The organism is Legionella anisa (genome assembly GCF_001467525.1).
GTDB classification, from domain to species: Bacteria; Pseudomonadota; Gammaproteobacteria; order Legionellales; family Legionellaceae; genus Legionella; species Legionella anisa.
Map to the genome: position 1 here is coordinate 300,760 of NZ_LNXS01000054.1, position 14,989 is coordinate 315,748.

Consider the following 14,989-nt stretch of genomic DNA (forward strand, 5'->3'; position numbering starts at 1 on the left):
GGGATCTATTAATAGAATACAGCATCTATTTTTTCCTGGAATTTTCTTATGACACTTGCTGCAATTCTTAAAGGATTGAATGAACGACAACGTGAAGCAGTGACTTCTCCACTTGGTAATACGCTGGTCCTCGCTGGGGCAGGGAGCGGTAAAACGAAAGTTTTAGTCAGTCGCATTGCCTGGCTCATTGAAGAAGAACATATTTCGCCGCATGGGATACTTGCAGTAACTTTTACTAATAAGGCTGCTGGCGAAATGAGGACACGATTAAACAGCATCCTAAGTGCTCCGGTATTGGGATTATGGGTTGGAACTTTTCATGGACTGTGTCATCGGTTGCTCCGTCGCCATTATAAAGAAGCTAATTTGCCTGAACTGTTTCATATTTTGGATTCTGAAGATCAAGCACGTCTGATAAAGCGTGTAATTGGCTTATTAAATCTTGATGCGGAGCAATGGCCAGTGAAACAGGCCCAATCCTTTATTAATGGACGCAAAGACGAAGGGACACGGCCTCAACACGTACATACTTTGCCTTATGGACCAGGTAAAACATTGCTCAACATTTATAGCGCGTATGAGCAAGCTTGTCAGACAGCGGGAGTAATTGATTTCGCGGAGTTGTTATTGCGAACCCATGAGTTATTGCGCGATAACCCAGAGATTCTTGCCCATTATCGCCAACGTTTTCAAGCAATATTAGTAGATGAGTTTCAGGATACCAATACAATTCAGTATGCATGGATACGTCTTCTTGCTGGTGAGCATGCTGCTGTCCTGGCCGTAGGCGATGATGATCAATCCATTTATGGTTGGCGTGGAGCCAAGGTTGAGAATATTCAGCAATTTGCTCATGATTTTAAAAGCACACAAATTATTCGGTTGGAACAAAATTATCGTTCGACAGCAACGATACTCGATGCAGCAAATGCATTAATTACACATAATAATTCACGGATGGGAAAAGATCTGTGGACAGATGGAGCCGCCGGAGAAAAAATTCTTGTCTACAGTGCTTTTAATGAACTTGAGGAAGCGCGCTTTGTCTGCGAGCGAATTATGATGGAAATCAATCAAGGCATAAGTGCCGATGAAATTGCTATTTTATATCGCTCCAATGCACAATCCCGGGTTTTAGAGGAAGCGTTATTACGTGCCGGAATTGCCTATCGTATTTATGGCGGAGTACGTTTCTTTGACCGTGCAGAAGTAAAAGATGCCTTAGCTTATTTGCGCTTATTGGTTAATCCTAATGATGATACTGCTTTTGAGCGCATCGTTAATTTCCCCACTCGAGGTATTGGTGAAAAAACGCTTGATGATCTGCGTCATTATGCCAAATCAGAACAATGCTCCTTGTGGCATGCCGCAAAAACAGTGTTGCAATCAGGTGAAATGGCGCAACGGGCAGGTTCTGCACTATCAAAATTCATCGAGTTAATCGAACAGTTGCAACAGAATACAGCAGCAATGGAATTGGACGAGCAATTATCTGTAGTGATTCAGTTGAGTGGATTGTATGCTCATTTCAGTAAAATCAAAGGCGACAAGTCGGAGTCTCGTCTGGATAACTTACAAGAATTAATCAATGCGGCAAAACAATTTCGTTATGAACAAGAGGAGGAGGAAGAAATTCCTTTAGTGAATGCATTTTTAGCACATGCTTCTTTGGAAGCTGGAGAAATGCAGGCAGGAGAGCATGAGCGTTACGTACACTTGATGACTTTGCATGCTGCTAAGGGTCTTGAGTTTCCTGTTGTATTTTTAGTAGGCATGGAAGAGGGAATATTTCCGGGAAAACAGTCTTTAGAAGAGCCTGGGCGTTTGGAGGAAGAGCGTCGTTTATGTTATGTGGGCATGACACGGGCTATGCGCAAACTGGTTTTATCTTATGCTGAAATAAGACGACAATACGGGCGAGAAGAATATCATCGACCTTCACGATTTTTAAGAGAACTACCTCAGGAATTACTTGATGAGATTCGTGTCAAGGCGAAATTTCAAGCACCAGTTATATCCAGAAATAAACCATCCGTTGTACCAGAAACTTCGGGGTTGTCTTTGGGCCAAAGTGTGACTCACGCAAAATTTGGTCAGGGAGTAGTACTGGCAGTAGAAGGGAGCGGGGCCCACACCCGTGTTCAAGTGAAGTTTAGTGAGCATGGTGTTAAATGGCTTGTTTTAGCCTATGCTAATTTAGCTGTTGAAATGCAGTGAGTTAGTCGGGTGGGCAAATTGGATTTAATTCGATATAATATTGGGTTTATGCTTCGCTACATTGCCATTAAGTTAAGAGACTTAGGAAGAAATATCCACTTCACTTAATGGCAGCGATGTCCATTATTAACCTGTATAATTCTGCGATATAAAAATTAATGCAATAACACATTAACTAGGGCCTGTTTACAATCCGCCATTTGGACTCAAGATAGTAGAATTGTAAACAGACCCTATTGAATTTTCTTCAAGCGGATGCTAGGGTGCCGATTGGAAAGTTGTTGGTATTATGTTAACTATTAAAAAAGGGGAACTGTGTGAAATTTACAAATTTATTTACAGTAGGAGCGCTGGCAGCATCTTTAGTATCACCTGCAATTATGGCAGCAGATACCAATAATACAACTCCTATGTCTGATGCACAAAAAAAAGAAATTGAAAAAGTAGTGCATGACTATTTAGTAGCGAATCCAGAAGTACTCTTGGAAGCGTCACAAGCGCTGCAACAAAAACAACAACAAAATATGCAGCAGCAAGCTCAATCCGCAATTAAAGAAAATACAGATCAATTATTCCTGGGTAAAACTACAATTGTAGGTAATCCAAAAGGTAATGTGACTATCGTAGAATTTTTTGATTATCAATGCATTCATTGCAAAAAAATGTCACCAATTATTGACAGCCTGATTAAGAAAGACAGTGATTTACGCGTTATTTATAAAGAGTTCCCAATTTTTGGTAAGAGCTCTGAGTTAGCTTCTAGAGCTGCTTTGGCTGCAGGTATGCAAAATAAATATCAAGCCATGCATAATGCATTGATTTCAATTGACAAACGCTTAAATGATCAAATCATCATGTCCACTGCTAAGTCTTTAGGTTTGGATATGAAAAAATTTAAGGCAGATATGCAAAGCAAAGAAGTAACTGCTATTTTAGACGCAAACCGTGAATTAGCAGAAAAGTTACATCTGATGGGAACTCCTGCATTTATAATTGCCTCAACTCCAAATGGTCAATTTAAAGAAGGTTCTGAGCCATCATTTATACCTGGTGCTGCCAGTGAAGAGTCGCTACAAGAGTTAATTAAGAAAGCAGCAGGTAATTCATAAGTAATCACTGTTAAGTACAAAAGTAGCCTGGGTGAAGCGAAGCGGAACCCGGGTTTTTCATGATACAAATTTCCCGGGTTCCGCTTCGCTTCACCCAGGCTACATTGAGATTTTCATGACAAAACCATCTACATTTCAGGACATTATCCTCACTTTGCAGCAATATTGGGCTGCTCGAGGATGTGTCATCTTACAACCTTTTGATATGGAGGTTGGCGCAGGTACGTTCCATCCGGCAACCTTCTTGCGAGCAATAGGGCCTGAACCTTGGTCGGCTGCTTATGTACAGCCTTCTCGAAGACCTACTGATGGTCGTTATGGAGATAACCCAAATCGCGTGCAACATTATTACCAATTTCAGGTAGTGCTCAAGCCTTCTCCTATAGATATACAAGATAAATATTTGGATTCATTACGTGCACTGGGAGTTGATCCTTTAGCGGATGACATTCGCTTTGTTGAAGATAACTGGGAGTCACCTACTTTAGGTGCGTGGGGTTTAGGATGGGAGGTTTGGCAAAACGGTATGGAAGTATCCCAGTTTACCTATTTCCAACAAGCAGGTGGTTTGGTGTGTGCACCGGTAACGGGTGAGTTGACTTATGGTTTGGAACGGTTGGCAATGTATATATTAGGAGTGGATAATTTATTTGATCTGCCCTGGAGCAATACCGCAAATGGGATAATAACTTATGGCAATGTGTTCCACCAAAATGAAGTGGAAATGTCTGCTTATAACTTTGAACATGCCAATGTAGAAGAATTATTTAAACAATTTGATTATTATGAGAGTGAGGCACAAAAACTGATCGCGTTACAATTACCACTTCCAGCTTATGAAATGGTAATTAAAGCATCACACTCGTTTAACTTGCTTGATGCACGTAAAGCGATATCCGTTACTGAAAGACAGCGTTATATTTTACGCGTGAGACATTTATCAAGAGCAGTAGCGCAGGCTTATTACCAAGCGCGTGAAGCTTTGGGCTTTCCTATGCTTGGGAATCATGAAAAAGTAACTTGAACACGTAGCATCCCATCTTGCCGCGATCTTGCCTTGTTCTTAATCGCGCAAAAGCTCGATGGATAATGAGTACACCTGCGCTTTTTCGCGATTAAGAACAAGGCAATCTCACGGTAATCTGGGCGCTACATGTCCAAGTTATTTTTTTATGACTCCTTAATCAAAAGGTGTGTGATGGTCAATGATTTTATTTTTGAATTGGGTTGTGAAGAGTTACCTTCTGGTTCAGTTTGGCCTTTGGCCGATGAGTTTGCTAATCAATTATTAGCTGCATTAGATAAAGCACAATTAAGCTATGGACAAGTAAAGCGTTTTGCTACACCAAGGCGTATCGCGATTACTATTTTGGATTTGCAAGAAGAACAAAAAAGCCAGAGAGTTACCCGTCGAGGCCCCGCATTCGCTGCAGCATACGACAAAGAAGGCAAGCCAACACCTGCGTTACTTGGTTTTGCTAAATCATGTGGTGTAGAAGTGGAACAACTTTCCCAAATAGAAACCGAAAAAGGAGATTGGATTGTCTATGAAATGCAAAGCCAAGGTAATAAAACCAAAGATTTGCTGCCTGTTTTAATTAGCCAATCTTTGGCTGCTTTGCCGATTGCTAAACCCATGCGCTGGGGAGCAGGAGATGAAGAGTTTGCGCGACCTGTCCATTGGGCAGTGATGCTTTATGGTGATAAGGTAATTGAGCATACCCTTTTGGGTATTCGAAGTGACCGCAGCAGTAGAGGACACCGTTTTCATCATCCACAACAAATTGTTATTAACTCCGCGCAAAGTTACGAAGTACAAATGAAGGAATCCTTTGTTATTGCTGATTTTGCAACCAGAAAGCACATAATTAAAAAACAAGTTGAGGAGTTAGCTGCTTCCATTCAAGCTATTGCAATCATGCCTGAAGATTTGCTTGATGAGGTGACTTCAATTGTTGAATGGCCTCAGGCTTTAATGGCGAATTTTGAAAAAGAATTTCTCGAAGTGCCTGCTGAATCATTAATTGCTTCAATGCAATCACATCAAAAATGTTTTGCTTTAAAGGATAAGCAAGGGAAGTTACTGCCTCATTTTATTACGGTTTCGAACATCGCGAGCACCAATCCGAAACAAGTAATTTTAGGGAATGAAAAAGTGATGCGAGCACGTTTGAGTGATGCAGCATTCTTTTTCCGACAAGATAAAAAGTTGCCTTTAAGTCAGCATATTTCAGGTACAGAACAGGTTGTTTTCCAGGCAAAGTTAGGAAGCTTACAGGATAAAGCGTTGCGGATCGAAGCACTAATGACTTATTTGAGTCCTGCTTTGAATTTGAGCTTACAGCAGGCACAACGTGCAGCACAGTTGAGCAAATGTGATTTGTTGACAGGAATGGTTGGCGAGTTTCCTGAGTTACAGGGATTAATGGGCTATTATTACGCACTCAATGATGGTGAAGATCACATTGTCGCCCAAGCTTTAAATGAACAATATATGCCACGTTTTGCTGCGGACAGTTTACCTGAGTCTGATTTGGGGTTGGCTTTATCTTTAGCTGACCGGATCGATACTTTAGTTGGTATTTTTGGTATAGGGCAAAAGCCTTCTGGAGTAAAAGACCCCTTTAAATTGCGCCGTCATGCTTTAGCTGTTGTCCGTTTACTTTGTGCAACACCAGCACAACTCAATTTAAGTACATTAATTGAGCAAGCAATTATTCATTATGGCACCCAGATATCTGTTGGACCCAGTTTAGTGAGTGAATTGAAGTCTTTTATTCTCGAACGGTTACAATCTAATTACCAAGGCCAAGGATTAAGTGTTGATTTAGTGCACGCAGTACGAGCTCGTCAGGATGAATGGTTCTATGATTTGGATAAGCGTTTAAGTGCGCTGCAGTTGTTTGTAAAATTGCCTGAAGCCGCTTCTCTTTCTGCTGCATGCAAGCGTGTGAACAATCTGCTTTCTCAAGCAGGAAGACAAACATTGTCATCTGTTAATGAACAACTTTTTAAGGAAGAACCGGAGAAGTTTTTATATGTTCATATCAATCAAATTGCACGCGCAGTAGAACCTTTATATCGTTCTGCTGATTATGGCCCATTACTTAAATTACTCGCCAGTCTTAAAGAACCGGTCGATCTTTTCTTTGATAAAGTAATGGTCATGGTGGAGGACCCGGCAATAAAAGTGAATCGTTTAGCACTTCTGGCACGATTGCAGGAGCTATTGCAAGGAGTTGCTGATATTTCATTGTTGCAGATTGGATAATACATGTAGCCTGGGTGCAGCGAAGCGGAACCCGGGATTCTGAGCTTCATTCATATCTCGAGCCCCGGGTTCCGCTTCGCTGCACCCAGGCTACGGTTTTCTTTTGCTAACCACTTTTATGATGTCCGTGCATTATCAGATGCCTGTTATTTTAGATGAAGGGGCTCCCCAAAAGTGTGGAAAAATGGAGTCAACCAATGTAAGATGTGGGCGATTTATCATTTTTCAGCTTCAAATTTATTTCGACGGTTGAATAAACAACCCCGTGGCGAGCGCGGGGAATACTAGTCAAAATTGGAACTTAAATGAGAGGCGAGGTGACACAGTTAGATGAACACATTCTAAGAAGAATGGAGAATGTTTGGTAACCCTAATCTATCTCTCTATGCTCGTGAGATTTTAACCCCATTACATCACCTAAGGACAGCAGATGAATAGACAACATTTTATCAATAAGGTATTTACTGGTACCTGGATGATGTTTGCTATGGCCCTAGCCTATGCAGGGACTCCATTGTGGACCTTAACTCCTTTAACGGCAACGAAAATTACAGTTCCCACAAATGGCGTTGCTACGGTGAAGTATCTGGTTACCAACCAATCAAAAAGGTCTCACACTTTGATCATGACAGCTATTCCCGGAATTACTCAAGTCACTAAGACAGGAAATTGTCCCAATCCCTTTATTTTAGGTTATCAACAATCTTGTATTTTAAATTTAACCGTCAATGGAAGTGCCATAACCAGGAATATTATTGGAGGGCCGGTGGTCTGTCAGCAAGGCAATCTCAACCAATGTTATCAGCCCAGTAGTGTGAATATCTTACACATTACCCAAGCCCCTGCTCAAGAGTATACCATAGGCGGCTCTATTTCTGGTCTTACAGCAAGCGGGTTGGTTTTGCAAAATAATGGAGGGGATAATTTGTCCGTAGCGGCCAATGCCACTACATTTCAATTCAGCACTCCTGTGGCTTTTGGAGGCAGTTATAATGTCACTGTATTAACCCAGCCTAAGGGCTTAACCTGTACGGTTAACAATGGTTCGGGCAGCAATGTGATGGCCAATGTGACAAATATTGCCATTACGTGCAGTACTATCACCTATACCATAGGGGGTTCTATTTCTGGCCTTACAACTAGCGGGTTGATTTTGCAAAATAATGGAGGGGATAATTTGTCCGTAGCGGCCAATGCCACTACATTTCAATTCAGCACTCCTGTAGCTTTTGGAGGCAGTTATAATGTCACTGTATTAACCCAGCCTAAGGGCTTAATCTGTACGGTTAACAATGGTTCGGGGAGCAATGTGATGGCTGATGTAACCAATGTAGTGATTACATGTAGGGAGTTTTTTTCCTATACTGTGGGGGCAGGCAATATTATTTCTGGATCTAATATAAATGCAATCACAGGAAGCCTTACTCCACTAGGTGGTAGTCCTTTTGCAACAGGCTTAACAACTGCCAATTCAATCGTGCTGAGCCCTGACGTCCAATTTCTTTATGAGGTGGGGCCTACTAACAATGCCGTCTTTGGCTTTTCGTTAGATTTAACGACGGGTAATCTCAGCTCAATTGGTAGTTTTGCCACGGGAGGCCCGCTTCCCAGAGGCCTTGCTATCTCCCCTAGCGGTCTTTTTATTTTTGCTTCACATGGTAGCGTTTCTGCTGGTCTTTCTGTTTATACAGTCAATACGACTACAGGGGCTCTGACATCAGTCGTCGGTAGTCCTTATTCATTAGGAGGAGGAGTTCCTCGTGGCGTCGCAGTAAGTCGCGACAACAGGTTTGTTTATGCATTGAATTCTTCAATGAATACTGTCTACGCCTATTCAATAGATGCGTCCACAGGAGCTCTCACGTCGGTTCCCGGTAGCCCCTTTTTAACAGGAGGAACGACTCCTCAAAACATTGTGGTATCTCCAAATAATAATTTTGTTTATATAACAAATCAAAACACAGATACTGTTTCTGCCTTCTCAAGAAATACGATTACGGGTGCGCTCACACCAATTGTGGGGAGCCCTTTTTCAGCCGGAGATGATGCCAATGGCATTGCGATAACACCGAATGGTAATTTTCTTTATGTATCAAATTTTGGCATTGGGACTGTTACCGCATTCTCGGTAAATACGATTACGGGTGCACTCACCTCCTCGGTCCCTGGAAGCCCTTTTACAGTGGGCGCTGCGAGCCAAGGAATAGCTATAACTCCTGATGGTAGTTTTTTGTACGTCGCAAGTGGAAATGAAGCGAGTATTTATGCTTTATCAATAAATTCTGCAACAGGTGCCCTTACGCCCATTCCTGGCAGTCCTTTTGCAGTAGGATCTGGGCCCGTATCCATTGCAATAGGTTAAGTTATATTTTCATACCAGCCCCGGGCCAAACAGCACTTAGGAGGCCTCACATAACCTCAGTTCGGAGTTTTTTAAGTTTAATTTGCAGTAAGCAAGGCGGGTTCCTTTGTCAGAGGTTTAACTGTAGACAATTTGAGTGGCTCAATGGTATAAGCAGCTAAAGCAGCCATTGAATGAGACATAGCATTAAGGGCAGAACGATGTCTTGTATGCCAAAGAGGATATTTATGTTTCAAATAGTTAAATATTTTTGGTATCAAATATGGTCAAAATTTCAGCAGTAGGTTACGAACATGAAGGTTTGCACGATAAAGCAATAACAATTGCAAAACTACTGAACTTTGTTTTAGACAAAAATGCAAATCTTTGTCTCTTTGTTACTGAAGATAAACTGTCATTAAAAATACCTGGTTTTTCCCCAATCTGTGCTGAATTCAGTGCCGCTTTTTGGAGTAAAAGAAAGTCTGAGGGGAAAAAGCAAGGATTAGTTCGTGCCTGCAAACCTTCTCCTGGGCTTAAAATTATTGATGCAACTGCAGGTTGGGGGCGTGATTCCGCCATTTTAGCCAGTTTTGGTGCCGAAGTGTTAATGATTGAACGTCATCCTGTTATGGCTTCTTTATTGTCAGATGCCTTAATTCGCAGAAATGAGCCAGAGAAAGACTTCCTGCCTTTGATGCTTCATACTGGAGATGCTTATTCCTACTTGAGTTCCTTAGCAGAACAGGACTACCCTGACGTTATTTACATTGATCCCATGCATCCCGAGCGTAGTAAGTCGGCATTGGTAAAAAAAGAAATGCAAGCATTACAACAAATAATCGGCGCAGATGAGGACGCACTGAAACTCATTCAATTGGCGATAAGTCGGACGAAACAAAAGGTAGTAGTAAAATGGCCTCAAAAAACAAAGCCTTTATTGCCTGCGCATGCAGCTGTAGAGGGAAAAACAGTACGGTTTGATATTTACTTTTCTAATTTGCGGTCATTGTAGACTGGGTGCAGCGCAGCGGAACTCGGGATTCAGGACTATTTTCCCGGGTTCCGCTGCGCTGCACCCAGGCTACATTACAAGGTTAACCAAATTCAGAGAGTTCTTCTCGGAGACGTTTTTCTTCGAATAAGTCTTCTATTCTTCTTCTTCGTTCCAATTTAGTCGAAGGACTTGTTTCCGCAGTTAGGAGTGTATCGACACCAAAATCTTCCGTATCGTTAACTTCTTCATCGAATTCACGAGTGTCCATAGCTATCTCCTTAGCCTAACCCGTAGTTAATCTTATAAAATAACAGAAATTAAGTGAGCGGAATAGTGGAATTTTTTGAGCATTATTTTAGGTAAACTATCAAAAACGTCATACCTGGTTTTAAAGTAAAAAACCAGGTGGCATTTTAGTTAACTACTGAGAATGCGTTTTATTTTTTCTTCATGTTCTTGTTCTTTAGCCAAATCAGGTTCTGGTTTGCTTTCTTTAGCTCTAAATTCTTTTCTACCATCATCGAGATCTTTGCGAAATTTTGTGGTAGTTTCTTCGGAAGATACTGGTTTAGGTACTTCTACTACTTTATCGAGTTTCGCACGTGTTTTGGCTGCTTCTTGATGAAGATGATCCAATTCTTCGGCAGAGAAGAGATCTCTTGCAATAATATCATTGCCAGCTCCATCTTTTAAAACAATACCCTGTACTGGTTTTTCTTTTCCTTCTTGTCCAGGTAATGGGCCGGGAGCAAAACCAGTCTCAAGTGCTGCTTTATAGGCTTCTCGGGCTCTTGCTTTTTGGGTTTCCTTATCCTTGAAATTAATAGTTATGGTGATTGAGTCAAATCCAGAGGCTCTAACTGCTTGAGCCATCGTCAGCATGTCTACTTTAGGATTTTCCTTATTACTTAAATAGTAAAAGGGAGAAAGTATGCGAGGACTCATACTTACTGTCCACACACCAGGTTGGTCAGCTGTTCCCTTGGTCGTTTGGTATATCCGAGACCCGGATAGGGAAATGATAAAATCTAAGTCATTTGGGTTTATAGCAGAGATGGTATCTTCATCATCGCTACTACCTATGTAACCTGTTGTAAGCTCATCTGGACGAGTCATCTGTCTTCGTTTCAGATTCTCCTCTCGTGCCCGATTCATTTCGTCCAACATATCTTGCTTATCTTTGTCGCTCAGCTGTAATCTCGTCTTTTCTAATAAGACAGAGAAGAGCATTTTTCTTTGTTCCTGGCCCGCAGCTTTATGGAGTATTCCCTCATTGTCTTTTGCAGTTTTATTGAATTCAGCCAGTTGATCTTCATGGGATTTTTTTAAGTCTTTGATTAAATTATCTTGTATTTCTTGTATTTTTCCAGGATCGCTAATATTTAAAGCAGTTCCGATTTTTTGCGCTATACCTTGAGCTTTAGCTTCTAAATTTTTTAGTTCTTCTTTTTGTTGAGCGAGTAGTGCGTCTCTTCCGCGAGTAGTAATTTGTTCAAGTTGGCCTCGAAGGTTGTCTATTGTTAGTTCTGGAAACTCCTTCATCCGCTTATGAAAATACTCCATTGAATCTTTATATTGCTGCTGCGCTGCAGTAAAAAAATCTTGGGGTTCTAATATTGATTTGAGTTCATCTCTAACTTCTTTTTTCTCTTTAGGAGTATCGTCTTTGAGTAATTTCTCAAGAGTATCTCCTTCCTCTGGACCGATTGGCGTTTTAAAACCTTTGTGGTCTTGAATTCTTTTATTAACATGGTTATCAAAAGCTTCAGCTCCAAAAGTAAGGTCTTCAGATAATCCGACTTTGTCGCGATAGTCTTTATAGATTTTTTCTAGTTCATCAGGCGTAAATTGTTTTGTATATTTTCTAGAATTTAAAAGATTAAAAAATGCTTGTCGAAACGAAGGCATAGGTTGGTACCTCAAGAGCTATCTTTTTTATAAAGTATAACACTTTTTCATTAAGATAGAATTAAGGTTTGATTTGAATGTGATTTTGATGCTCTGCAGAGGATTTGATGTTTATCTCGATTTAAGATATAGCGCCACCCTTAAGTTCTATACATCGTTGCAAGCTCGTTCGGCTCAGTCATGTACTTGTAGTCACGGGGGATCGTTCACATGGGATGCATTGTAGCCTGGGTGCAGCGCAGCGAAACCCGGGTTACGCTGCGCTGCACCCAGGCTACAATATACGGAGCATAGGATGACGCTATAGAATCCTACCAGGCAGGAATCGCTGAATCTCCAAATAAAGTTTTAGCTTTTTCTTTAACTTCTTCGGAGTTTAACGCTTTTACAAAGAGCTCCAGTTGTGCTTTTTTAGGGGAGTTGCTGCGAATGACAATAATATTGGCATAAGGCGAGTTCTTATCTTCAGTAAATAATGCATCACGTGAAGGATTTAAACCTGCAGGTAAGGCAAAGGTTGTATTGATTACTGCGGCATCCACGTCGGGCAAAACTCTTGGTAATTGTGCGGCGTCCATTTCTTTGAACTGTAGATTATGTGGATTTGTTGCAATATCTTTTAGACCCGCATTTTGAGTCGGTTTTAAGGTAATCAATTGTGCTTTTTCCAATAATTGCAGCGCACGCATTTCATTGCTGGGGTCGTTGGGGAGTGCTATTACCGCTTTTTCTGGTAATTGGTGTAACGTAGTGTATTTTTTGGAATAAATACCCATAGGATAAACAAACGTTCTACCTATTGGCTCTAAAGTATATCCATGGGCTTTAATAGCTGCATTTAGATAAGGTAAATGTTGGTAAACATTAGCATCTAAACTCCCATCCTGTAATGCTTCATTGGGTAAATTGTAATCATTGAAGGTCACAATTTTTATATTTAAGTCGTATTTGTTCTTTGCTACTTCTTTTGCTGTTTCAACCAGTTCGGTTTCAGGACCAGCAATAGTTCCTACTACCAAAGTATTTGGTGAGGGTTTGTTACATGCAACAAGACTCAATAATAAAAAGCAATAAGCTAAAATACGCATTTAATACTCCAAAAAATAACACAGGGGTCTGTTTCCATTTCTACTATCTTGGCCAAACTGCCCTGATTTTCTGCGCTCCGATGCTCACATACTTCATGTATGCTGCGCTTCGGTACTCGAAAATCAGGCCATTTTGACTCAAGATAGCGAAATGTTAACAGACCTTTAGTGATGTAAAAAACGTTTTGCTAAATAATCTCCGGCCATTTGCATCAGTTGTACCATCAGAATCAAAATGATTACTGTAGATATCATGACTCCGGCATCAAAGCGTTGATAACCGTAGTTAATTGCCAAAGTACCCAACCCGCCAGCACCAACGGTTCCTGCCATTGCTGAATAATTGACTAAAGTAATCGCTGTAACAGTAATAGCATGAATTAATGCAGGTTTCGCTTCGGGTAATAAAATATGCAAAATAATTTGTTGGGTGTTTGCCCCCATTGCATAACCTGTTTCGATAAGGCCTGAAGGTAAGCTACGATAAACATTATCTACCAAGCGAGCAAAAAAGGGTGTTGCGCCAAGAGTAAGAGGTACTATTGCTGCGTTCATTCCAATTGAAGTACCAACGATGAGCCGGGTGAATGGAATAATTGCTACCAATAAAATAATAAAAGGTATGGAGCGTGCCATGTTAATGAAGGCAGATAATGCCTTATACACTTTAGGCATTGGTTTAATATGACTGGACGAATAGAGCCACGTTCCTAAAGGTAGGCCGAGTATCACTGCAAATAAAGTACTAATGGCTACCATATACAGTGTTTCGCATGTTGCAATGAATAAATCATATGCCATCGGGAAGGACATAACCTAAAACCTCCACAGTTAAATTGGCTTGTTCACAGCGTTCAATGAATGCTTCAAGTAGAAATTGATGTGCAGTTAATTCAACAACTAAAACACCGCAAGTTACTGTATCATAACGATCTATATTGGCGAGCAGGATGTTAATGTCCAGATTTAACTCACGACTTGTTTGACTAATAAAAGGTACTGTTGCTTCTTCACCCTGGAAGAATAAGCGCAGTAAAGGTTTATCCGTTACGTAATCTGCGAGTCTTTTAGTAAGACATTCAGGCAGTTGTGGGCTGAGTTGTGCATAAAGCATACTTCGAGCCAGACTGTCTTTTTTATTAAATACATTAGCGAGGGCGGTGGTTTCAACCAACTCGCCATCAACCATTACTGCCAACCGGTTACAAATACGTTTCACTACATCCATTTCATGAGTGATAAGGATTATCGTGATGCCATAAAGTGCATTAATCTTTTTTAGCAGCGCTAAAATAGAATCTGTTGTTTCGGGGTCTAATGCCGAAGTTGCCTCATCGCAAAGCAGAATTTTAGGTGAGCAACTTAAGGCACGAGCAATAGCTACCCTTTGTTTTTGACCGCCACTGAGTTGTGCGGGGTATGCCAGTTTTTTATCGGTTAATTCGACAACTGGCAGTAATTCTTCAATTTTATTACGAATGACCTCTTCGTCAATTCCTTGAATGCGCATAGGAAGCGCGATGTTGTCATAAACATTTTTTGAGTTGAGTAAATTGAATTGTTGAAAAATCATTGCCATTTTGTGGCGGGCTAAAGCCAAATCTTTTCTTGAAAGACGTGTCAAATATTGGTTATCAATAATGACATGACCTTCATCAGGCCGTTCTAGAAGATTAATGCATCTTAATAAGGTTGATTTTCCTGCACCACTTTTACCAATGATTCCGAAAATTTCACCTTCTTGGATAAATAGATTAATGTTACACAGAACAGATTTACCCGAAAAGGATTTGGATAATCCACTTAATTCAATCATTATTATAACCTGAGACTATGCGTACGGACGGGGACTTAGAGGGATGTAATCATATCCGCTTTAGCCGTATTTTCAAAAAAGAACTCTTTTTTGAGCGTCCGCAAGCTGAATTTCAAATCGACGCCATTGCAATATTATACACAAATTGTTGGCATAAACAACGTAACGCTTTATGATTTTAGTGATATTTTGGTTTTTTAAGAGGTAAAGTAGCCTGGGTGCAGTGCAGCGGAACCCGGGTT

At 40.8% G+C, this 14,989-nt stretch carries 11 protein-coding genes; 6 read left to right on the top strand and 5 right to left on the bottom strand.

Annotated elements, in window-relative coordinates; translation table 11 throughout:
• Positions 1–48 precede the first annotated feature (48 nt).
• From uvrD to Lani_RS17840, 6 genes are all read left to right on the top strand, one after another.
• A complete protein-coding gene (uvrD, locus tag Lani_RS17810; protein ID WP_019235422.1) occupies positions 49–2,217 on the top strand; it encodes a DNA helicase II in 2,169 nt (722 codons plus the stop codon).
• Positions 2,218–2,534: 317 nt separating this feature from the next.
• On the top strand, positions 2,535–3,326 hold the full coding sequence (locus Lani_RS17815) for a DsbA family protein (RefSeq protein WP_058388735.1): 792 nt from the start codon (positions 2,535–2,537) through the stop codon (positions 3,324–3,326).
• Between the two features lie 115 nt (positions 3,327–3,441).
• Positions 3,442–4,350, top strand: a complete 909-nt coding sequence (gene glyQ / locus Lani_RS17820; RefSeq protein ID WP_019235421.1) for a glycine--tRNA ligase subunit alpha — start codon at positions 3,442–3,444, stop codon at positions 4,348–4,350.
• A gap of 174 nt (positions 4,351–4,524) precedes the next feature.
• Positions 4,525–6,597 (top strand): glycine--tRNA ligase subunit beta, encoded by a 2,073-nt coding sequence (gene glyS, locus Lani_RS17825; protein ID WP_019235420.1) that lies wholly within the window; start codon positions 4,525–4,527, stop codon positions 6,595–6,597.
• 430 nt (positions 6,598–7,027) lie between these two features.
• Complete coding sequence (locus Lani_RS17830) at positions 7,028–8,959, top strand: lactonase family protein (protein ID WP_019235419.1); 1,932 nt, start codon at positions 7,028–7,030, stop codon at positions 8,957–8,959.
• Between the two features lie 262 nt (positions 8,960–9,221).
• A complete protein-coding gene (locus Lani_RS17840) occupies positions 9,222–9,953 on the top strand; it encodes a class I SAM-dependent methyltransferase (protein ID WP_019235418.1) in 732 nt (243 codons plus the stop codon).
• A gap of 82 nt (positions 9,954–10,035) precedes the next feature.
• Here the strand turns inward: Lani_RS17840 and Lani_RS20570 are convergent, their stop codons facing one another.
• The 5 genes from Lani_RS20570 to Lani_RS17860 all read right to left on the bottom strand — a co-directional run bounded on the left by Lani_RS20570 (position 10,036) and on the right by Lani_RS17860 (position 14,747).
• Complete coding sequence (locus Lani_RS20570) at positions 10,036–10,203, bottom strand: PA3496 family putative envelope integrity protein (RefSeq protein ID WP_019235417.1); 168 nt, start codon at positions 10,201–10,203, stop codon at positions 10,036–10,038.
• Between the two features lie 149 nt (positions 10,204–10,352).
• A complete protein-coding gene (locus tag Lani_RS17845) occupies positions 10,353–11,843 on the bottom strand; it encodes a hypothetical protein (protein ID WP_019235416.1) in 1,491 nt (496 codons plus the stop codon).
• Positions 11,844–12,154: 311 nt separating this feature from the next.
• A complete protein-coding gene (locus Lani_RS17850; RefSeq protein ID WP_019235415.1) occupies positions 12,155–12,931 on the bottom strand; it encodes a MetQ/NlpA family ABC transporter substrate-binding protein in 777 nt (258 codons plus the stop codon).
• 165 nt (positions 12,932–13,096) lie between these two features.
• Complete coding sequence (locus tag Lani_RS17855) at positions 13,097–13,744, bottom strand: methionine ABC transporter permease (protein ID WP_040523397.1); 648 nt, start codon at positions 13,742–13,744, stop codon at positions 13,097–13,099.
• Entirely contained in the window at positions 13,722–14,747 is a 1,026-nt protein-coding gene (locus Lani_RS17860; protein ID WP_019235413.1) for a methionine ABC transporter ATP-binding protein, read from the bottom strand. Before Lani_RS17860 ends, Lani_RS17855 begins: the two co-directional genes overlap by 23 nt.
• Positions 14,748–14,989: the final 242 nt, after the last annotated feature.